Source organism: Lysobacter auxotrophicus (genome assembly GCF_027924565.1).
In the GTDB taxonomy this organism is placed as follows: domain Bacteria; phylum Pseudomonadota; class Gammaproteobacteria; order Xanthomonadales; family Xanthomonadaceae; genus Lysobacter_J; species Lysobacter_J auxotrophicus.
This window is the reverse complement of record NZ_AP027041.1, coordinates 2,403,476-2,424,125: the sequence shown is the minus strand read 5'-3', so window position 1 is coordinate 2,424,125 and position 20,650 is coordinate 2,403,476. Positions and strand designations below refer to the sequence as shown.

General features: G+C 69.0%; 19 protein-coding genes and 1 tRNA gene. 10 read left to right on the top strand and 10 right to left on the bottom strand.

Features of this window, described 5'->3' with window-relative positions:
- Positions 1–15: 15 nt before the first annotated feature.
- The 4 genes from LA521A_RS10805 to LA521A_RS10790 all read right to left on the bottom strand — a co-directional run bounded on the left by LA521A_RS10805 (position 16) and on the right by LA521A_RS10790 (position 4,889).
- A complete protein-coding gene (locus LA521A_RS10805; protein WP_281778912.1) occupies positions 16–1,782 on the bottom strand; it encodes a M14 family metallopeptidase in 1,767 nt (588 codons plus the stop codon).
- 119 nt (positions 1,783–1,901) lie between these two features.
- A complete protein-coding gene (locus tag LA521A_RS10800) occupies positions 1,902–2,792 on the bottom strand; it encodes an NAD(P)/FAD-dependent oxidoreductase (protein WP_281778911.1) in 891 nt (296 codons plus the stop codon).
- Positions 2,789–3,553 carry a DUF72 domain-containing protein gene (locus LA521A_RS10795; RefSeq protein ID WP_281778910.1) on the bottom strand — a complete coding sequence of 255 codons (765 nt, stop codon included), beginning with the start codon at positions 3,551–3,553 and terminating at the stop codon, positions 2,789–2,791. The genes LA521A_RS10800 and LA521A_RS10795 overlap by 4 nt, the downstream gene beginning before the upstream one ends.
- Before the next feature lie 73 nt (positions 3,554–3,626).
- Complete coding sequence (locus LA521A_RS10790; protein ID WP_281778909.1) at positions 3,627–4,889, bottom strand: patatin-like phospholipase family protein; 1,263 nt, start codon at positions 4,887–4,889, stop codon at positions 3,627–3,629.
- A 101-nt stretch (positions 4,890–4,990) separates the two neighbouring features.
- Between LA521A_RS10790 and LA521A_RS10785 the strand changes: the two genes are divergently transcribed.
- Positions 4,991–5,746 carry a DUF8198 family protein gene (locus LA521A_RS10785; RefSeq protein WP_281778908.1) on the top strand — a complete coding sequence of 252 codons (756 nt, stop codon included), beginning with the start codon at positions 4,991–4,993 and terminating at the stop codon, positions 5,744–5,746.
- A gap of 13 nt (positions 5,747–5,759) precedes the next feature.
- Here the strand turns inward: LA521A_RS10785 and LA521A_RS10780 are convergent, their stop codons facing one another.
- Positions 5,760–6,035 carry a polyhydroxyalkanoic acid system family protein gene (locus LA521A_RS10780; RefSeq protein WP_281778907.1) on the bottom strand — a complete coding sequence of 92 codons (276 nt, stop codon included), beginning with the start codon at positions 6,033–6,035 and terminating at the stop codon, positions 5,760–5,762.
- Positions 6,036–6,139: 104 nt separating this feature from the next.
- On the opposite strand from LA521A_RS10780, the gene LA521A_RS10775 reads away from it, so the two are divergent.
- The gene (locus LA521A_RS10775; protein WP_281778906.1) at positions 6,140–6,937 is read left to right on the top strand and encodes an FHA domain-containing protein; all 798 of its coding nucleotides are present in this window, start codon (positions 6,140–6,142) and stop codon (positions 6,935–6,937) included.
- Here the strand turns inward: LA521A_RS10775 and msrQ are convergent.
- Together msrQ and msrP are read right to left on the bottom strand one after the other, a co-directional pair.
- Entirely contained in the window at positions 6,906–7,550 is a 645-nt protein-coding gene (gene msrQ / locus LA521A_RS10770; protein WP_281778905.1) for a protein-methionine-sulfoxide reductase heme-binding subunit MsrQ, read from the bottom strand. The genes LA521A_RS10775 and msrQ overlap by 32 nt on opposite strands.
- A gap of 165 nt (positions 7,551–7,715) precedes the next feature.
- Positions 7,716–8,684, bottom strand: a complete 969-nt coding sequence (gene msrP, locus LA521A_RS10765) for a protein-methionine-sulfoxide reductase catalytic subunit MsrP (protein ID WP_281778904.1) — start codon at positions 8,682–8,684, stop codon at positions 7,716–7,718.
- Positions 8,685–8,877: 193 nt separating this feature from the next.
- Here msrP and serC point away from each other — a divergent pair, with 193 nt between their 5' ends.
- The 5 genes from serC (at position 8,878) to LA521A_RS10740 (ending at position 15,339) form a co-directional block, all read left to right on the top strand.
- Entirely contained in the window at positions 8,878–9,963 is a 1,086-nt protein-coding gene (gene serC, locus LA521A_RS10760; RefSeq protein ID WP_281778903.1) for a 3-phosphoserine/phosphohydroxythreonine transaminase, read from the top strand.
- Between the two features lie 108 nt (positions 9,964–10,071).
- Entirely contained in the window at positions 10,072–11,259 is a 1,188-nt protein-coding gene (gene pheA, locus LA521A_RS10755; RefSeq protein WP_281778902.1) for a prephenate dehydratase, read from the top strand.
- Positions 11,256–12,440, top strand: a complete 1,185-nt coding sequence (hisC, locus tag LA521A_RS10750) for a histidinol-phosphate transaminase (protein WP_281778901.1) — start codon at positions 11,256–11,258, stop codon at positions 12,438–12,440. The genes pheA and hisC overlap by 4 nt, the downstream gene beginning before the upstream one ends.
- A complete protein-coding gene (aroA, locus tag LA521A_RS10745; RefSeq protein WP_281778900.1) occupies positions 12,437–13,765 on the top strand; it encodes a 3-phosphoshikimate 1-carboxyvinyltransferase in 1,329 nt (442 codons plus the stop codon). The genes hisC and aroA overlap by 4 nt, the downstream gene beginning before the upstream one ends.
- Before the next feature lie 44 nt (positions 13,766–13,809).
- Positions 13,810–15,339, top strand: a complete 1,530-nt coding sequence (locus tag LA521A_RS10740) for an O-antigen ligase family protein (protein ID WP_281778899.1) — start codon at positions 13,810–13,812, stop codon at positions 15,337–15,339.
- Positions 15,340–15,368: 29 nt separating this feature from the next.
- Here LA521A_RS10740 and LA521A_RS10735 read toward each other — a convergent pair whose 3' ends face one another.
- Complete coding sequence (locus LA521A_RS10735; protein ID WP_281778898.1) at positions 15,369–16,019, bottom strand: energy transducer TonB; 651 nt, start codon at positions 16,017–16,019, stop codon at positions 15,369–15,371.
- A gap of 138 nt (positions 16,020–16,157) precedes the next feature.
- On the opposite strand from LA521A_RS10735, the gene serS reads away from it, so the two are divergent.
- A complete protein-coding gene (gene serS / locus LA521A_RS10730) occupies positions 16,158–17,450 on the top strand; it encodes a serine--tRNA ligase (protein WP_281778897.1) in 1,293 nt (430 codons plus the stop codon).
- A 272-nt stretch (positions 17,451–17,722) separates the two neighbouring features.
- Here serS and LA521A_RS10725 read toward each other — a convergent pair whose 3' ends face one another.
- Complete coding sequence (locus tag LA521A_RS10725; protein WP_281778896.1) at positions 17,723–18,304, bottom strand: FMN-dependent NADH-azoreductase; 582 nt, start codon at positions 18,302–18,304, stop codon at positions 17,723–17,725.
- A gap of 104 nt (positions 18,305–18,408) precedes the next feature.
- Between LA521A_RS10725 and LA521A_RS10720 the strand changes: the two genes are divergently transcribed.
- Both LA521A_RS10720 and LA521A_RS10715 read left to right on the top strand, forming a co-directional pair.
- Positions 18,409–19,437, top strand: coding sequence for a LysR family transcriptional regulator (locus LA521A_RS10720; protein WP_281782077.1), 1,029 nt, complete (start codon positions 18,409–18,411; stop codon positions 19,435–19,437).
- 187 nt (positions 19,438–19,624) lie between these two features.
- A tRNA-Ser gene (locus LA521A_RS10715) sits at positions 19,625–19,714 on the top strand.
- A gap of 183 nt (positions 19,715–19,897) precedes the next feature.
- On the opposite strand, the gene LA521A_RS10710 is transcribed toward LA521A_RS10715, so the two are convergent.
- Positions 19,898–20,254 carry an ogr/Delta-like zinc finger family protein gene (locus LA521A_RS10710; protein WP_281778895.1) on the bottom strand — a complete coding sequence of 119 codons (357 nt, stop codon included), beginning with the start codon at positions 20,252–20,254 and terminating at the stop codon, positions 19,898–19,900.
- Positions 20,255–20,650: the final 396 nt, after the last annotated feature.

Below are 20,650 nucleotides of genomic sequence, written 5' to 3'. Positions count from 1 at the left end.
ATCGTTGCAAGCGCGTCAGCGCGGCGCGCGGCTCACGCGCACCACGGGATAGCGGCGGTACTGGGTGTCCCACGACGAATGCCGGCGCGCGAAGAACTCCAGTCGCTGCTGCGGGCTGTCGGCGAAAGCCTGGTCCTCCTTCAGGCGCTGCTCGAAGGCGGCCTTCACCTTCGGGTTCTTCAGCATCTCGCGCGCGACGTCCTCGGCGACGTAGTCCTCCATGTACTCCTTGCGCTCGAAGTAGTTGTTGAATTCGCCCCACGCGACCAGCGCGTCCGGCGCCTGCGGCTCCAGCAGCGCCATCACCAGGCGGGCCTTCGGCTGGGCGATCGGCACGAACAGCGCGCCGGCGCCGATGTCCTGCTTTTCGTCGTTCCACGCGCCTTCCAGCGTGGCGCGCTGGTGGCCTTCGACCGATTGCGCGGTGAGCGTCGCCGTCTCCGCGCGAAACGCCTGCACCGCCGTCTTTCCCATCGGCTTGTCGAGGACGCGATACGTCACGCCGTGCTGGTCGAGCTTCGCGCCGACCCACGCCGCGTGCGCGGCCGGGACGATGTAGCCGGCCTTCGGCGCGTCGACCACGTGCGCCGGCACCAGTTCGTCGCGCATCGGCACCTGCCAGACCTGCGGTCTGGTTTCGTCGTAGCGCGTCATCAGCGCCCCGGATACCTCCGACGGCGTGCGCGTGTATTCGTAGCCGCGGAAGTCGATCGTGCGCACCTTGTCGGTCGCCTTGTAATCCAGCGCGACCGGCTTGCCGCCCAGCAGCTGCGCGCGCACATCGGCGGCGAGCGCGTCCTGGCGCCATTGCGTGCCGTGCTCGGCGATCAGCTCCAGCAGCGAGACGATGGTGTCGTGCGTGACCTTCACCCGGTGCGGGTACTCGCGCCAGGAATGCGTTTCCACCAGCATCGCCAGGCGGTTGCGCAGCTGGAAATACCCGTGCGAGAAGCGCGGCGTGGCGACGCCGTCCTCGAAGCCGGACGAGGGATCGTCGTTCACCACGAACGAGGGATAGAACGGCAGCGGCAACGAACCCTGCTCGGCGAGGTCGGCGATCACGCCATCGCGCAGCGCGGTGCCGGCCTTGCGCAGGTTGTCGTCGCCGCTGTGCACCGGCTCGACCTGGATGGAGACATCGTGCTCGAACTTCGCGCCGTCGGTGACGTGCAGGTCGACATAGGCCAGCGGGTCCCACGCGTTGACCAGGCGCAGCATCGCCTGCATTTCCGGCGTGTCGGCCTTCACGTAGTCGCGGTTGAGGTTGTAGTTCTGCGCGGTGGTGCGCCAGCCCATTTGCTCCGGGCCGCGCTGGTTCGGGCGGTTCCATGCGGCGAAACGCTCGTGGCCGTCGACGTTGAACACCGGCACGAACAGCAGCACCTGCTTTTCCAGCGCGCCGACGGCGGCCTCGCCATCGAGCGCCTGGCGCAGCGCGAGGAAGCCGGCGTCCTTGCCGTCGATCTCGCCGGCGTGGATGCCGCCCTGGATCAGCATCACCGGCAGGCCCTTCGCGCTGGCCTCCTCGGGCGTGAACGCGCCGGCCTTGGACACGATCAGCACCTTCATCGGCCGGCCCTCGGGCGTGGTGCCGAAGTCCTGGCAGCGGACGGCGTCGGGATACCGCGCGGCGAAGGCGTCGCACAGCGCGATCACCTCGTCGTAGCGCCCGGTCTTCGTGAAGCCGCTGCGTTCGGACACGGTGGTCAGCGCGGAGTCGGACGGGGCGGCGACGGCGGGCAGGGCGGTGAGCAGTGCGGCGAGGAGCAGCGTGCGGGTCATCGGGCAGGCGTTCCGGGATCGTGGACGCAGCATGGTACCCAGCCGCGCGGCGAACCCGGGGTGCCATCGGGCAAATTGCTGCCAGCCGCTGTCAGGAGGGCGCCAATGGCCCTGGAGGATCAGGCGAAATTGGCTCCGAGCCGGTTGTGCACGTCGGTCGCCGCGATCGCCGCGTGCCCCGTCGCCACCGAGATCTGGTTGAGCGCGCTGACCACGTCGCCGATGGCGTACAGGCCGTCGACGGAGGTCATCTGGTGCGCGTCGACGATCAACGCGCCGTCCTCGTCGCATTCCGCGCCGGCGCCCACCGCGAGCGACGAGCGCGAGATCAGCCCGAGCATCGGATACACGACGTCGAACGCCCGTGGCGCGCCGTCCAGCGCGAACACGCAGCGTTCGCCATCGAAGACGAGCGAAGTCGGCACCGACGTCAGTTCGATCCCGTCGCGAGCCAGTTGCGCACGCGTGTCGTCGCCGATCTCGTCCGACGACGGCACCAGCGTCACCTTCGCCGAGTACGTGCGCAGGAAGCGCGCGTGCGAGACGTTCTTGTCGGCGGGCCCGTGCACGGCGATGGTGGTGTCGATGGCCTCGTAGGCGTCGCAGATCGGGCACATCCGCACCGCGCCGCACTCGATCGCCTTTTCCATGCCATCGAGCGACGGCGTCACGTCCTCGCAGCCGGTGGCGAGGATGACGTGGCGCGCCAGCAGTTCGGTCTCGCCGTGGCGTATGCGGAAGCCGTCCCCGATGCGGTGCAACGCGGTGACTTCCTCGGGGACGGTCTCCACGTCGAACTTCAGCGCCTGGTCGCGCATGCGCTGCAGCAGTTCCTCGCCGCCGACGCCATGCGGAAAACCCGGGCAGTTGCGGCTCTTCGGAATCCATCCCGCGCGCGTGCAGCCGGTGTCGAACACGCGCACGCTGCGCCGGTAGCGCGCCAGGTACGTGGCGGCCGTCAGCCCGCCCGGGCCGCCGCCGACGACGATGCAGTCCAGCCGTTCGGTCATGCCGTCCTCCGCTTCGGGGTGGGCGCTGCGTCGAGCATCGACTGCAGGCGCAGCGCGTCGGTGACCGCATGGCCGTGCGCGGTGTTGTCGAAGATCGCCCAGCGCGTGCCGCGATGGGTGTCGATCGCGCCGGCGAGCGTGCGCAGGGCATCGTCGTCGTACGCGCTGTAGTACACCCGTGGCCAGCCATGCCAGCGCCAGTACCGCAGGCGCTTGTCGCCACCGGGCTCGCGCGATGCGCCATCGGGAATCGGCGGGTCGGCCGCCACGCGAGCGATCCCGTGCCGCTGCCACAGCGCCTCGGCCGCGGCCGTGAACCAGGACGCATGGCGCGCCTCGCAGGCGATGCCCACGTCGAAGCGGCGCCGCAGCATCGCGAAGAACGTCGACGCGGTGCGCGCTTCGAACGGCAGGCTCGGCGGCAGCTGCACCAGCAGAAGCGCGAGCTTGCGGCCGAGTCCGTCGACCTCGCCTGCGAAACGGTCGAGTTCGCGTGCCGCGCCGCGCAGGCGTGCGTCGTGGGTGATCGTGCGCGGCAGCTTCACGCTGAAGCGGAATCCTGCCGGCACGCTCGCCGCCCAGCGCACGTAGGTATCGCGCCGGTGCGGCTTGTGGAACGAGGAGTTGATCTCCGTCGCGTTGAAGCGCGTGGCGTAGCGCGCCAGCATCGACTCACCCTCGCCGAACTGCGACCGCGTGGCCGAGGGCAGCGACCAGCCGGCGCAGCCGATGTAGACGTTCCTTCGGGGAGCCGGGCGCATGGAGTTCCGTCGCGATGCACATGGCGGGCATCGCACCATCGCGGGCGTCGAGGCGGTGTAACGGGACGGGGGCTTACGTGGCGGGACGGCGTGCGCGGGGCGCGCGGCGCGCCGGCGGGCGTTCGCGTTCGATGTCATCGAGCGCGCGGCGCAGGCGGGCGGTGGCGTCGTTGTCGCGCGGTGGCGGGGCGAGGCCGTCGAGCAGCGAGCGGCCCTCGTCGCTCACCACCTCCATGCGCAGCGCCAGACCATGCGCGCCGAGCACCGGGGCGAGCTCGTCGGCACGGCGGCGCAGGTCGGCCATCGTGTTGCGCCAGGCGATCTCGCAGATGCGCCGGCGCGCCGAGAAACTGAAGGCGTTGGTGAAGAACAGCTCGGCGTCGCCCGCGTTGGGTTCGAAGATGAGCTGGTCGATGTTCGGATACTGCTGCGCGTAGCGCGCCAGCCCGACCTGCATGCGCGATTGCAGCAGCGTGCGGAAGGTCTGCGACAGCACCGCCGGCAGGCCGGCCGCGGCGAGGCTGCGCTCGTGGCTCACCGGCCGGCCGCCATCGTCCTGCGTGAACGGCACCAGCGGATTGAGGCCGATCATCAGGTCGACGTCGCGATCGAGCAGCACCGAGGCGTGCATCGTCCTGCGCAGCGCGCCGTCGACGAAGTGCCGTCCGCCGATTTCCACCGGCGGGTAGAGGCCGGGCAGGGCGGCGCTGGCCTGCACGGCGACGGAGATCGGCACGCCGTCCCAGCCTGGCGTGCCGAACTTGACCGCCTCGCCGCTGTCGAGGTCGACCGCCACCACGCACAGGTTCGCGTCGAGATCGCGGAAGTCGTTGCTGCGGCCCCGGCGCGAGAAGACGTCCTGCAGGAAGCGCTCGACCTGCGAGTTGTCGAACAGCCCGGTCGGCACCAGCGCGCCGAAATGCATCAGCAGGTCCGACCAGCGCGCCTCGTTGCGCGAGAACAGCAGCTCCTGCCACCAGGTCGCCGCGAGCTTCGGAAGCCGCGCGGCGCTGCGCAGGTATTCGAAGATCGCCGGGCGCAGGAAGGTCTCGGGACGGAACTGCACGTCCGCGCTGTCGCCGGTGATGAAGATGCGGCACATCTCGGCGGTATCGATGCGGTTGGCGAGCCCGGCCGCGAGGAACGCGCCGCTGCTCACGCCCACGTAGCCGTCCAGGCGGGTGAGGTCCAAGCCGTCGATGGCCTCATCGAGCGCACGCAGCGCGCCGAGTTCGTACATCCCGCCGATGGGCCCGCCGCCGGCGATCGCCAGCCCGATGCGGGGCGGGCGGCCGGTGGTGCGCGCGCGTTGCCGGGCGGAGTGGAGTGACAGCATGCGGGCACGGGCGGCGAGGTTGGACCGAGTGTAGCCGCCCCGCAGCGGGCCGCGTCGTGACGGGTTGCGGCCCTGGCGCCGGGCCCGGATCATCGGCCGGGATGCCGTCGCGCCCCAACCCCGTCCGCCGCCGTTCGCACGATCGTCCTCTGCGGGAGCGGCTCGACCGGCTCCTGCGCGAGCACCAGGCGCTGCACGATCCGGCCGTCGAGCCGCGCAACCGCCTGCCGTGGCTGCCGGAACTGCGCCGCTGGCAGACGCGGCGCCTGGAGGCGAGCTTCGACCGCTTCCTGCGCGACCCCCGGCGCCGGCCCGCCGCGCAGTTCTTCCTGACCGACGTCTACAACGAACGCGACTTCGCCCAGCGCGATGCCGACATCGCCCGCGTCCTGCCGATGATGCAGCGGCTGTTGCCGGAGCACCTGCTGGCAACGGTGGCCGACGCCATCGAACTGGGTCTGCTGACGCACGCGCTGGACCTGCGCATGGCGCATGTGCTGCAGCGCATCGGCGGGTCGCGCCGGCGGCTGGACGCGGCGCTGTACGCGCGCGCCTATCGCCTTGCCGGCCTGCCGCGGCTGCGCGGCTACCAGATCGACCTGATCGCCCGCGTCGGGCTCGGGCTGGGCCATGCGCTGCGGCTGCCGGGCGTGTCGATGCTGCTGCGGCTGTCGCGCGGGCCGGCGCGCGCGGCCGGGCTGTCGCAGTTGCAGGGGTTCCTCGAGCGCGGCTTCGAGGCGTTCGGCCGGCTTGGCGACGCGCGCCACTTCATCGAGGAGATCGAGCAGGACGAACGCGACATCGCGCACCGCCTGTTCGCAGGCGATCCGGATCCGTTCGACGGACTGATCGAGTAGGACGCGGTGAGCGTCAGGTGAAGCGTTCGTCGAGCACGCGGCGGATCTCCGCCTCGATCGGCCCCTTCATCGCGCTGAGCAGGAAGCCGAGCTTGGCCGTCACCTGCAGTTCGCTCGGCGCCAGGTTGATGTGGCCGTCCACGCCGCTGCGGCTGAAGTTGAGCTTGTTGCCGCTCCAGCCGGTAATCATGCCGAAGCGATCGGCCAGCTTGTCGGCCACGTCCTGCACGGCCTGGCGCGCCTGTTCCGGCGGCAGCGAATGCGCGTGGCGGATATCGATGTGCGACATGAGCAGTCTCCCGAAGTGGCCGGTATTGTGCGCGCCGTGCACGATGCATCCAAGTGCGGCGGGCCTCTCCTAGGAGTGGAGACCTTCTGCTAGATTGCGCGAACGTGACTGTCCTCCGCCTGCGCTTCCAGAACCGCGAACATGCCGACCTGCCCCTGGGGCCGGGCGTGCATGCCATTGGCTATGCGCCGTCCGGCGCGTTGGCGCAGGTGGCGGCCGATGCGGCCGTCGCGCAGTTCTGCGTCGACCGGCGCGGCGTGTGGCTGCAGGTGCGCGAAGGCGCGCCCGGCCTGCACGTCAACGGCCGTCCGGTGAAGCGCATGGCGATGCTGCGCGTGGGCGATGCGATTTTCGTCGACGGCGTGGAGCTGGTGCTGCTGGGCGGCGATCCGTTGCCGGCCCCGGCCGATTACGGTTTCAGCGGCGGCACCGATACGCGCATGCTGCTGCGCGGCATCGGCGGCCCGCACCACGGGCGCAGCTTCACCCTCGACGTGCCGCGCGTCGTCGGCCGAGCCGGCGAAAGCGACATCCGCGTCAACGACCCCAGTTTCTCCGACCGCCACGCGCGCCTGGAGGCGCACGCCGATGGCGTGATCCTGCGCGACATGGGCTCGGTCGAAGGCAGCCTGGTCAATGGCCGTCCCGTGCGCCACGCGCTGTTGCAGGCGGGCGACCAGGTGGTGTTCGGAAGCCAGCACCGCTTCGTGGTCGAGGCGCCGATGCAGCGCACCGTGGCGCCCGACGCACCGGCGCCGAAGGCACGTGTACCGGTGGTCGAGGACACGCGCGCCGCGGCGGCGCCGATCAAGCGTTCGGCGCGCCGCATTCCGTGGCTGCTGCTCGCGGCGATCCTGCTGTCGGCGGCGCTCAGCCTGTTGCTGCTTTACGGCGCGCGCTGAGCTTTCGCTTCTTCAGCGCGTTCCACGCGCGCCAACCCAGCAGCACTGCGAGGATCGCGGCGTACAACGCCGGCTCGCGCACGTCGGACTTCACCAGCCACCAGAAGTGCAGTACCGCCAGCACGGCGATCAGGTAGACCAGCTTGTGCAGCCGCGCCCAGTTGCGCCCGAGCCAGCGGATCGCCGCCTGCGTCGAGGTCAGCGCCAGCGGCAGCAGCAGCAACCACGCGGCGAATCCGACGGTGATGTACGGCCGCTTGGCGATCTCCTCGAAGATCTGCGTCCAGTAGCCGCGCAGATCCAGCACCAGGTACGCGGTGAAGTGCAGCGTCGCGTAGGCGAACGCGTACAACCCGAGCATGCGGCGGAAGCGCATCAGCACCGGCTGCCCGGTGATCTGCCGCAGCGGCGTGATCGCCAGCGTGAGCATGAGGAAGCGCAGCGCCCACAGCCCGAGGCGATGCTCGATCTCCGCGACGGGGTCCGCGCCGAGGCCGCCGCTGCCGGTCAGGAATTCCGCGCGGATCTGCCAGGCGAGGATCGCGGCGGGCGTCAGCGCCAGCGCGTGGACGAGGGTTTTGGCGGCGATGAGCGTGCGGGGGGAAGGGGGCATGCGATCGGTGGATGGGCAGGTGTGGGAGTCGTCGTTCCCGCGGAGGCGGGAATCCAGCCTACGGACGGGTCACGCGCGCCGGAGGGCGGAATGTCGTCTGCGGGTTGGATGCCCGCCTGCGCGGGGATGACGGTGTCAGGTCGGGGAGGACGTCAGAGCCGGGGCTCAGAACCACTTCTTCAGATCCAGCCCCGAATACATCCCGGCGACCTGGTCCGCGTAGCCGTTGAACATCCGCGTGGGGATGCGCTCGGCGAACAGCTTGCTCGCCGTGCCCGCGATGCGGCGTTCGGTCTTCTGGCTCCAGCGCGGGTGGTCGACGTTCGGATTGACGTTGGAGAAGAACCCGTACTCGCTCGGCTGCGCCTGGTGCCAGGCGGTTTCCGGCATCTTCTCGACGAAATCGATCGCGACGATCGACTTGATGCTCTTGAAGCCGTACTTCCACGGCACCACCAGCCGCAGCGGCGCGCCGTTCTGCTGCAGCAGCGGCTTGCCGTACAGGCCCGTCGCCAGCAGCGTCAGCGGGTGCATGGCCTCATCGATGCGCAGGCCTTCCCGGTACGGCCAGTCCAGCGACGGCCAGACCACGCCGGGCGTCTGTTTCGGATCGGCGATGGTGGTGAACGCGACGTACTTGGCCTGCGAGGTCGGCTCGAACCGCTTGAGCACGGCCGCCAGCGGCACGCCGAGCCACGGGATCACCATCGACCAGCCTTCCACGCAGCGCAGCCGATACACCCGCTCTTCGGGCTTGAAGCCCTTGAGCAGGTCTTCCATCGACACCTTGCCGGGTTTGGCGCAATGACCGCCGACGGCCACCGTCCACGGGCTGGTGCGCAGGGTGCGTTTGGCCTTCGACGGATCGGCCTTGCCCGTGCCGAACTCGTAGAAGTTGTTGTAGGTGGTGACGTCCTCCAAGCGCGTCAGCGTCTCGGCGGTGCGGAAGCCCGAACGCGCCTGCTCCGGCGTGATCGCCGCTTTCGGCGGAGCGGGCGGCTCGGCCTGGCTGCAGCCGGCCAGTGCCATGGCCGGCGCGACCGACATGGCGGCGAGCAGCCGGCGGCGTTCGCGGTAGACCGACTCGTCCGTGATTTCGGCCGCGGGGATCTTCAGGACATCGCGCAGTGACATGTCGGTTCCGGTTTTCGCGTTGTGGGATCGCGGGGAGGGCGAATGCGTGCAGTGCGCGCCCCGTCCCACTATAGAGGGCCGACATGTGCAAAAAGTTGCCTTGGAAACCATGAATCCGCAGGCTGCTGCAGTGCGGCATACTGGGCCGCGCACGCGCGCTCACCCTTCCTTCGCCTCGCTGACCGGAGCTTTCATGTCCCGCGCCTTCAACTTTGCCGCCGGCCCCGCCACCCTTCCCGAGGCGGTGCTGCGCCAGGCGCAGGAGGAAATGCTGGAGTGGAACGGCATCGGCGCATCGATCGTGGAGATCAGCCATCGCGGCGTGGAGTTCATGGAAGTCGCGCGGCAGGCCGAAGCCGACCTGCGCACGCTGATGTCGATTCCGGACGACTACGCGGTGTTGTTCCTCGCTGGCGGTGCAACGCTGCAGCAGGCGTTGATCCCGCTGAACTTCGCCGCCCCGGGGCAGGCCGCCGACTACGTCGTGACCGGCCATTGGGGCAAGACGGCGATCAAGCAGGCGCGCACGTACGTTGATGCGCGCGTGGCCGCCGATGGCGAGCCCGGCGGTTTCCACGACCTGCCACCGCGCGGCGACTGGCGCCTCACGCCCGGTGCGGCGTACGTGCATTACACGGCGAACGAGACCATCCATGGCGTCGAGTTCCGCGGGATTCCCGACGTCGGCGATGCACCGCTGGTCGCGGACTTCAGTTCGTCCATCGCGTCCGAACCGCTGGACGTCTCGCGCTTCGGCGTGATCTACGGCGGCGCGCAGAAGAACCTCGGCCCGGTCGGCGTGACGGTGGTGGTCGTGCGCCGCGACCTGCTCGAACGCGCCGGCCAGCCGCGCGCCGACATCTTCAACTACCGCTCGCACGCCGCTGGCGATTCGATGCTCAACACGCCGCCGACCTGGAACTGGTACCTCGCCGGGCTGGTGTTCAAGTGGATGCTGGCCGAAGGCGGCGTCGAGGAGTTCGCGCGGCGCAACGCGCGCAAATCTGCGCTGCTTTACGGCGCGATCGACCAGTCCGGCGGCTTCTATCGCAACGAGGTCGCGCCCGATGCGCGTTCGCGCATGAACGTGCCGTTCTTCCTGCACGATCCGGCGCTGGATGGCGCGTTCCTGAAGGAGTCCAAGGCGGCGGGGCTGCTCGCGCTGAAGGGCCATCGCGTGCTCGGCGGCATGCGCGCGTCGATCTACAACGCGATGCCGGAAGCGGGCGTCCAGGCGCTGGTGGACTTCATGCGCGATTTCCAGACGCGATACGGATGAGGGGCTTGTTGCCCGGGTAAGGCCCAAGGCCGCCCCCGGGTCAGGCGCCAGATCCCGGGCGCACGTCGCTTGCCCGGGCTACAGAAGCAGAACACGGAACTTTCCCCCATGAAGAAGACCGGCAAGGCCGCACCGAAGAAGCAGGCCGCGAAGACCACGACGAAGAAGCCCGCCGCGGCCAAGACGCCCGATGCGGTGCCGCCCAAGACCGACGCCGCGCCGCTCGACCTCGCCACGCTGCGCGAGCGCATCGACGGCATCGATCGCCACATCCAGGAACTGATCGGCGAGCGCGCGCAGTTCGCCAACCAGGTCGGCAAGGCGAAAGGCAAGCTTGCGGCCGCGGTCGACTATTACCGTCCCGAGCGTGAGGCGCAGGTGCTGCGTCGCGTCGTGGATCGCAATGACGGCCCGCTCAACGACGAAGTGCTGGTGCGGTTGTTCCGCGAGATCATGTCGGCATGTCTCGCGCAGCAGGAGCCGCTGAAGATCGGCTACCTCGGGCCGGAAGGCACGCATTCGCAGCAGGCCGTCTACAAGCATTTCGGCCATTCCATCCACGGCCTGCCGCTGGCGAGCATCGAGGAAGTGTTCCAGGAAGTGGAAGCCGGTCATGCCGATTTCGGCGTCGTGCCGGTGGAGAACTCCACGCAGGGCACGATCCAGTCGACGCTCGACATGTTCCTGACTTCGAAGCTGAAGATCTGCGGCGAAGTCGAACTGCGCGTGCACCAGCACCTGTTGTCGCGCAACGGGCAGATCGAAGGCATCGAGCGCGTGTACTCGCATCCGCAATCGTTCGCGCAATGCAAGGCGTGGCTGCGCCAATACCTGCCGAGGGCCGAGAAGATTCCGGTGTCGAGCAACGCCGAAGCCGCGCGTCGCGCCCGCAGTGCGGACGACTCGGCGGCGATCGCCGGCATCAGCGCGGCGAACGTGTATGGCCTCAAATCCGTCGCCGGGCCGATCGAGGACCGTCCGGACAACACCACGCGTTTCCTCGTGATCGGCCGCGAGCTGTTCCCGCCGTCCGGCAACGACCGCACGTCGCTGATGATTTTCATCAAGGACCAGCCCGGCGCGCTGTACCACGTGCTGGAGCCGTTCGCGAAGCATGGCCTCAGCATGAACCGCATCGAATCGCGCCCCGGCCACACCGGCCTTTGGCAGTACGCGTTCTTCATCGACATCGGCGGCCACGTGCACGAAGAGGCGATGCGTCGCGCGCTCGACGAACTGGCCGATTACGCGCAGGAAGTGAAGGTGCTGGGTTCCTACCCGGTCGCCATCGCATGAACGCCATGCGCGAATCGGACGCCGACGCAGCGCAGGTCGCGCGCGACGAAGCGTGGTTCGCCGCGCGCGCATCGCGCGGTGTGCAGGGCCTGAAGGCCTACGACCCAGGGCACGACCTGGTGGCGTTCCGCCGGACATTCAGCGAGTCGCAACTCGTCGAGCTGGGTTCGAACGAGAATCCGTATGGTCCGTCGCCCGATGCGCGTGCCGCGATCCTGGACCAGCTGCATTCGCTGCATCGCTATCCCGATCCACTCGGCGCCGACCTCAAGCGCGCGCTCGCCGCGAAGCATGGCGTCGAGGCGAAGCAGATCCTGCTGGGCAACGGCTCGCACGAACTGCTGATGCAGCTGGCGCAGGCATTCGCGGGCGCGGACGACGACGTCGTGTTCTCGCGCTACGGCTTCGCTGTGTTCGCGCTGGCGACGCAGGCCGCGGGCGCGACGATGCGCATCGTGCCGGCGCTGCCGGACGATCATCCGACGATGCCGCTGGGTCACGACCTCGACGCGATGGCGGCGGCGATCACCGATCGCACGAAGCTCGTGTACCTCGCCAATCCGAACAATCCGACCGGCACGTGGTTCGGTCGCGACGCGTTCGCCGCGTTCATGGCGAAGGTGCCTGCGCATGTCATCGTGGTGATGGACGAGGCCTACGCCGAGCTGGCCGATGCGCAGGCCGATGCCGCCTCCGCGCTGCCGCTGCTGTCTTCCCATTCGAACCTCGCGCTGACACGTACCTTCAGCAAGGCCTACGGCCTCGCGGGCCTGCGCGTGGGGTACCTGATCGGTGCGCCGGGGCTCGTCGCGGTGATGGAGCGCCTGCGCGAGAGCTTCAACGTCAACGGTCCGGCATTGGCCGCATGCGAAGCAGCGCTGGGCGATACCGCACATCTGCAATGGGCGCGCGAACGCAATGCGGAGCAGCGCGTAGCGCTGGCGGAGGCCTTCGAACGTCGCGGCCTGCGTGTCGCGCCGTCGCAGACGAACTTCGTGCTCGTGCAGTTTGGGCCGCAGACCGCGCACATCGAAGCCGAACTGACCAGGCGCGGTGTCGTGCTGAGGCCGATGGGTGGTTACGGACTGCCGGACTATCTGCGCGTCACCGTCGGCACCGTCGACGAGAATCGCCGACTGCTTGCCGCCATCGACGACGTGCTCGGGCAGGTGCGCGCATGAGCGGCCAGGACACGAGCGCGGCGCAGCACTGGATCGCGCGCGCCGGGCAACCCCTGCGCGGCAGCATCCGCGTGCCGGGCGACAAGTCGGTGTCGCATCGCGCGGTGATGCTCGGCGCGCTCGCCGACGGCATCACGCACGTGCGCGGTTTCCTCGAGGGCGAAGACACGCGCGCAACGGCCCGCGTGTTCGAACAGCTCGGCGTGCGCATCGAAACGCCGAGCGCGAGCGAGCGCATCGTGCATGGCGTCGGCCTGCACGGACTGCGCGCCAGCCCTTCGCCGCTGGACTGCGGCAACGCCGGCACCGGCATGCGCCTGCTCGCCGGCGCGCTCGCGGGGCAGGCGTTCGACAGCACGCTCATCGGCGACGCCTCGCTGTCGAAGCGGCCGATGCGCCGCGTGATCGATCCGCTCTCGTTGATGGGCGCGCGCATCGAGGCGGAGGAGGGCGGTCTGCCGCCGTTGCGCATCCATGGCGCGCAGGCGCTGGTCGGTATCGACTACACGCTGCCGGTCGCCAGCGCGCAGGTGAAATCCGCGCTGCTGCTCGCCGGTCTCTACGCGAAGGGCGACACGGTGGTGCGCGAGCCGCATCCCACGCGCGATTACACCGAGCGCATGCTCGCCGCGTTCGGCTGGCCGATCGAGTTCTCGCCCGGTTACGCCAAGCTCGCCGGCGGCGGTCGCCTGCGCGCGACGGACGTCAACGTGCCGGCCGACTTCTCGTCGGCGGCGTTCTTCCTCGTCGCCGCGAGCATCGTGCCGGGCTCGGAGCTGCGCTTGCAGGCCGTGGGCATGAACCCGCGCCGTACCGGCCTGCTCACCGCGCTTCGCCGCATGGGCGCCGACATCCGCGAGGAGAACGCGACCGAGCAGGGCGGCGAGCCGGTCGCCGATCTGGTTGTGCGCCACGCGCCGCTGCACGGCATCGAAGTGGATGGCGAACTCGCGCCGGACATGATCGACGAGTTCCCCGCGCTGTTCGTCGCCGCCGCGTGCGCGCAGGGCACGACGACCATTCGCGATGCGGCGGAGCTGCGGGTCAAGGAGTCCGACCGCATCGCGACAATGGCGCAGGGCCTGCGGGCGTTGGGGATCGAAGTGGACGAGCATCCCGACGGCGCGACCATCGTGCCGGGGGCGTTGCGTGGCGGCGCCGTCGACAGCCATGGCGACCACCGCATCGCGATGAGTTTCGCGGTGGCCGCGCAGCGGGCGTCGGGCGAGGTGCGCATCGACGATGTCGCCAACGTCGCCACCTCGTTCCCGGGCTTCGATTCGCTGGCCCGTGATAGCGGTATCTGGCTGGCCGCGGGCGCGTGACTTAGACTCACCGCCTGCCGTTTCCCCGCGAATTCCACGAACCAGTGCATCCCGCCACCGACCCCGACGCACGCCAGACTTTCGGCGGTCGAACCCCGATCCTCGCCACCCCGGAGGAGCTGGGCGTGTCGAAGCGGCTTGCATGGATCGCGCTGGCCGGCGTCGCCTTCCAGGCGTTCTTCGCCATCAACGACCTCGGGCGGCACGTCCCGAACATGCATCCGGAGTACGGCACGTTCGTGGCGATGATCGCCATGGCGTTCGCCGGCGCGCGGCCCTGGCGCGAGCTGGCGGCGCATCCGGCGGTGCGCCTGCTCGGCGTGCTCGCGGCATTCCTGATCGTGCATGCGGCGTACATCGCCTGGCTGCTGCCGGAGGTGCGCTGGTCCAACCAGCTCACCGTGGTGGCCAAGCTGCTGCGGCTGGGGTTCCAGACCTGCGTCATCGGCTGGTGGATGTCGGTGAACCCGCGCGCGATTCCCAAGCTGCTCGGCGTGCTGGTCCTCGGCCTGCTGGCGGCCGTGCTGTACCACATGCCCTGGAGCGACATGCCGGGCATCTGGGCGGGCGAGATCCGTCCGCGCTTCGGCATCTCGCAGAACCTCAGCGGCATGATCGCCGCCGTCGGCGGATGGCTCACCCTGTGCCTGCTGATCGGCATCTGGCGCGATTACCCCACCGGGCCGCGCCGCACGTGGCTGCTGGTGCTGGCGCTGCTGGCGTTCGCGGGCTGCTTCTGCGTGCTGCTGTTCTCGCAGTCGCGCGGCGCGTGGCTGTCGTTCCTGGTCGCCGTCCCGCTGGCGATCATCGGCTATGCGCTGACGCGGGGACGGCGTCGGCGACCGCTGCCGTGGCAGCCGATCCTGCTGGCGTTGCTGGTCTGCGTGCTGCTGCTGACGGCGGCCCATCGCATCTTCGCGTTGCGCTTCGACGGGGCCGATCAGCTGGTGCCGTCGTGGGTGGAGGCGCTGGTTTCGGACAGAACGGCACCCCGTCCGCACGAGGCACCGGCGACGCTTCCGCCCGCGCCGGCCGCGGCTGACGCCCCGCCGGCCAACGCCGTTGCGCCCACGCCCGCCGCCGATCCACGGGCTCTACCCACTGAGATCGACGGCCTCGACACCGCCATTCCGGGCAACAAGGCGGTCGGCATCCGCATGCTGATCTACCGGATGGGCGTAGAGCGCTTCCAGGAACGGCCGTGGTTCGGCTGGGGGCTGGACACCATTCCGCTCCTGATCGAGCGTGCGCACCTGCCCACCGGCGGCGAGCAGTTCGTGCATCTGCACAACGCCTATCTCGACGCGCTGGTCGGCCTCGGCGTGATCGGCGCGGCGCTGCTGTTCGCCGTGTTCGCCATGCTCATGCGCGAACTCTGGCTGGCCTGGCGCACCGGCATCGTGTCGACCGCCAGCTTCTGGGGGCTCGCCGGGTGCGTGGGCATCGTGCTGATCGCCAACAACTTCGACTCGCTGCTGTGGCGTTTCGAGTACGTCCGTGCGCCGCTCGGCCTGCTGTTCGGCTGCTGCATGGCGTACGGGCTGATCCGCGAACGCCGCGCCCGCGAAGGCTGAGCCTCGTCGCGGGTAACTCGCAGCGCGCCTCAGCGCTGCGCCTGGAACTCGATGGGCACCATCACCGTTCCCGTGGTCGGCTGACCGCCCTGTGTCGCGGGGCGGAAGCGCCAGCGCTTGACCGCGTCCACTGCTGCGCGATCCAGGTAGCGCGAGCCGCTGCCGTTGGCGACCTCGACGCTGCCGGGCACGCCATCCGGGCCGATCTGCGCCCGCACCATGACCGTGCCGCTTTCGCCTCGACGCAGCGACTGGGTCGGATAGCGCGGCGCCGGGGTCTGCCCGGCGATCGGTTCGGGACGCGAAGCGGGCCCGCTCGGCGCCGGCGCGGCGGGCTGCGGCATCGACGGTGGCGGTGCGGCCGGGCGCGTTTCGACCAGCCGCGGGCGTTCTTCCTGGTCCGTCGGCGCCTGCGCCGGCGCCGCGCCCATGCCGCTGGCGTTGTCGCGCCCGGCCGGCAGCGGCGCGGGCAGCGGGTTGTAGGTCGGCGCATCGGCGGTTGGCGGCGTGCCGACGCGGAACAGCGCATCGTCGTCCTTGCGGCCGATCGACAGTACCACCGCGAACAGCACCAGACCGATCACGAAGGCGAGCAGCACCCACAGGAACGAGCGCCCCGCCGGCAGCCAGCGGGCGAAGTCGAAGGCGGGGCGATGCGGCGCGGGAGCGGGTGTCGACATGCGTGAACCGGTAGGGGATCGTTCACCGATTCTGCCCACGCCGGCCCTTCAGGAAGTGAACGTTTCGGCAATCCGTCGCGCTGAACCGCGGTTACACGCGATAATCGCGACTTCGATCACTCGTTCGCCCACGCTCCCATGCTCGATCCCAACCTGCTGCGCCAGAACCCCGCCGAACTCGCCGTCCGCCTGCGCGAGAGCCGGGGCTTCGATCTCGACGCCGCCGCGCTCGAGGCGCTGGAGTCCGAGCGCAAGCAGATCCAGGTGCGTACGCAGGAGCTGCAGAACCTGCGTAACACGCGCTCCAAGGCGATCGGCCAGGCCAAGGCGAGGGGCGAGGACGTCAGCGCGCTGATGGCCGAAGTCGCCGGCTTCGGCGACGAACTCAAGGCGAGCGAGGCGCGGCTGGAGACGATCCGCGGCGAAATCGAAGCCATCGCGCTGACGATGCCGAACCTGCCGCACGAGTCCGTGCCGCAGGGCAATGACGAGAACGACAACGTCGAGCAGCACCGCTGGGGCACGCCGCGCACGTTCGAGTTCCCGGTGAAGGATCACGTCGAACTGGGTGCGCGCAACGGCTGGCTCGACGGCGACACCGCGGCGAAGCTCAGCGGCGCGCGTTTCACCGTGCTGCGCGGACCGCTCGCACGCCTGCATCGCGCGCTTGCGCAGTTCATGCTCGACCTGCACACCGGCGAGCACGGCTACCAGGAAACCAGCGTCCCGCTGCTGGTCAACGCCGACAGCATGCGCGGCACGGGCCAGCTGCCGAAGTTCGAGGACGACCTGTTCGCCACCTCCATCGGCGACGGCGAAACGGCGCACAAGCGTTACCTGATCCCGACCTCGGAAGTGCCGCTGACCAACATCGTGCGCGACGAGATCGTCGAGGCCGACGCGATGCCGATGCGCATGACCGCGCATTCGATGTGCTTCCGCGCCGAGGCCGGCAGCCACGGTCGCGACACGCGCGGCATGATCCGCCAGCACCAGTTCGAGAAGGTCGAACTGGTGACGATCGCCCGGCCGGAAGAGAGCTACGTCGAGCACGAGCGCATGACGCGCTGTGCCGAGGTCGTGCTGGAAAAGCTCGGCCTGCCGTACCGCCGCGTGCTGCTGTGCACCGGCGACATGGGATTCGCGGCGACGAAGACCTTCGACCTGGAAGTCTGGCTGCCGTCGCAGGACACCTATCGCGAGATCTCGTCGTGCTCGAACTGCGAGAGCTTCCAGGCGCGCCGCATGCAGGCGCGCTGGCGCAACCCGGCCACCGGCAAACCGGAGCTGGTGCACACGCTCAATGGTTCGGGCACCGCGGTGGGCCGCGCGTTGATCGCGGTGATGGAGAACTACCAGAACGCCGACGGCTCGATCACGGTGCCGGAGGTGCTGCGGCCGTATATGGGCGGAGTCGAGCGGATCGCCTGACGATGGCTCTTCCCTTCTCCCTTCGGCGACCGAAGGGAGTGCAGAGCTGAGAAGGTGCCCGCAGGGCGGATGAGGGGCAACGAAGCCGTAACGGCGAACCGTCTGTGCCTCACTGCAGTGGTGGTTCGAAGCTACCCCTGCGTTACCCGTCACCCCAACCCCTCTCCCGAGGGGACAGGGGGTCAAAAAAACGGGCCCGCATTGCGGGCCCGTTCGCGTTTACCGGCTCAAGCGGGGAGGGGTGGGCCGGCGCGCGTTGCGCTGGCTGCCGGTCAGGCAGCCTTCGCAAGAGGCGAACGGATGGACGCGTGCGCGGCGGCCAACGCGTCGGCGCGATGCTGCGGCGAGTACGCCACGCCCTCGGCGCGGACGATCTCAAGGTCGGTCACGCCGATGAAACCGAACACCTGGCGCAGGTAGGCCTCCTGGAAGTCCGCCGGGCTCGCATCGCCGTACTGGCCGCCGCGACCGCTGACGATGATCACCTGCTTGCCGCCGGCCAGGCCTTCCGGACCGGCCTCGGTGTAGCGGAACGTGCGACCGGCCACGGCCACGCGGTCGATCCACGCCTTCAGGGTCGACGGGATGCTGAAGTTGTAAAACGGCGCGCCGATCACCACTACATCCGCATCCAGGAACTGCTGGAGCGTGGCTTCGTCCGCCGCGGCCTGGGCCGGATCGGCCTTCGCCAGCGATCGGCCGGTGAGGTGGGGCAGGGGTTCGGCGTCGAGATCGCGGTACTCGACGGTGAGGTCGCCCACGGCGTCCTGCCAGCGCGCCACGACGGCGGCGGTCAGTTCACGGGTGACCGAGTTGGTGCCAAGGGCACTGGTATCCAGGTGCAGGAGCTTCATGATGGGCCTCGAATGGAACAATCGGCGGGATGCCGGTTCGGGGACCAATCTAGGTCGTTGCGGTAATGGAATAAATCTGGTCAACTATCACTAACTGTTCCGGAATTGGAATTATGGCCATGCAGGACCTGAACGACCTCTACTACTTCGCGATGGTCGTGGAGCACGGCGGATTCGCCGCCGCCGAACGCGCCCTCGGCATCCCGAAGTCCCGCCTGAGCCGTCGCATCAGCCAGCTGGAGACGGACCTTGGCGTCCGCCTGCTGCAGCGATCCACGCGCCGCTTCGCCGTTACCGACGTGGGCAACAGCGTCTATCGGCATGCGCAGTCGATGCTGGCCGAGGCGCAGGCCGCGCATGAGGTGGTCGATCGCCTCAGCGCCGAGCCGCGCGGCGTGATCCGCGTCAGCGTGCCGGTCGGGATGGCGCAGCAGCAGATGCCCAAGCTGCTGCCGGAGTTCCTCGCGCGCTTCCCGCAGGTGCGCGTGCAGCTGCTGGTGAGCAACCGCCGCGTCGACATCATCAACGAAGGCATCGACGTCGCCCTGCGCGTGCGTTCCAAGCTCGACGACGACGGCAGCCTGGTGATGCGCAGCTTCGGACAGATCCAGGAGCTGCTGGTCGCCAGCCCCGATTACCTCAAGCGCATGGGCCGCCCGAAGAATCCGGACGAACTGTCCGACCACGTGACCCTCAGCATGAGCGAGGACGACGCCCGTCAGCGCTGGGAGCTTCATGGTCCCGATGGCGACGTGCGCCGCGTGGAGCTCAAGCCGCGCGTGATGGGCTTCGATTTCCCGATGCTGATGCAGCTGGCGCAGCAGGGCGTCGGCATCACGCTGCTGCCGGAAACGATCTGCGCCGAAGCCGTGCGCCGCGGCGAGCTGGAAGTCGTGCTGCCCGACTGGCGCCTGCCGCAGGGCATCTTCCATGCCGTGTTCGCCTCGCGCCGCGGCCTGCTGCCGGCGGTGCGCGTCTTCATCGACTTCATCGCCGAGAAGGCCCCGGGGCTGGTGGAATCCGCGCGCCTGCAGTGCAGCGAGATCAAGGGCAAACCGTGCCCGGAGGACGTGGCGAAGCTTTCTCCCGCCGCGCCGCCCGCACCGGCACCCCGCATCGTGACCGAGGCATGAGAGAATGCGGCCCGCACCACGCGGGCCGCATCGTTTCAGGCGGCCCGCCGATTCCCGTCACGGAATCGCGGTCGCCGCGCAAGGCGGCGTCGAACGCGACAGCCGATACGGAGAGATGGCCGAATTAAGGCATTTGAAATTACCAATTTCATTTAGCGTTCGTTAGCTTGAAGTGCGTCCGCCGATCGGAAGAGTGGCAGAGTGGTCGATTGCAACGGTCTTGAAAACCGTCAGGGAGGAAACTCCCTCGTGGGTTCGAATCCCACCTCTTCCGCCAAATGCGGCCGCGCTACAGTGGCCCGTCGATCATTGTTCGTTTGGTCCGGGCATTGTTCGTTTGGTCCGGGCATTGAGTTCCGCGACTTAAGCATGCCCTAACTGATGCGTCGACGAGGGAGACGGCGATGAGCTTCAGATTCGATTCCCAAGTGTCTGCAGAGGACATCACCGACTGGCAAAGTTAGTCCGTGCCCGGCCGAAGCGGCCGAGGGGTGGGAAAGGTGGATGGAAGCGGGCCTAAGCCGCTAAGACGGCGGCGCGAAGAGGTGCGCTTGCGGGGCGTGATGGCGCGCTTCTGGTTCACGAAGACCGCGATGCGCTCGCCTTCGTCCATGTCCGGCAGCGCCTCGGCGACGAAGGGCAGCGCGCTGGGCGTCAGGATCGCCACCGACTCCGCCAGCACCTTCCACTGGCAGCCGCAGCCGAGCCTGCGGCAGATGAAGTACTGCACACGCACGCACTTCGTGACCGGCGCGGAGGAACGGATGCGGCCCGGCGTATGGCAGGCGGGGCAGGTCATGGTGACGACGCGGGTCATGCCGCCTGCTCCCGCGCCGAGTCTTTCGGGCGTGCGATTGCTGAAAGCTTGCGAAGCGAGGGTGTCCACGATCAGCTTGTGGTGGGAGTTGCTGATCGAATGGTCGAGAACTGGATGATCGCCGATCCCGACGTGTGGCCCGGGCAAACCCTCATGCAATGTGTGGACGGTTGCAATGGCGTATCGGTCGTCAAGAAGTACATGAGAACGTATAACAAGGCAGCTGCAGGTCCTGGTCTCTTGCACAGGTCGCGAGTTAGTGAGATCTGCGCGAGGAGCCCGGCCTTTCGGGCACTCGTAGATAGTCTGGGAGAAGTCGAGTGCTTTTGGCTCACAAGGTAAGGCGTTCCGTGCTGCATCGGAGAGTGTTGCAGGCGGCCGCTTAGCGGCCGCCTG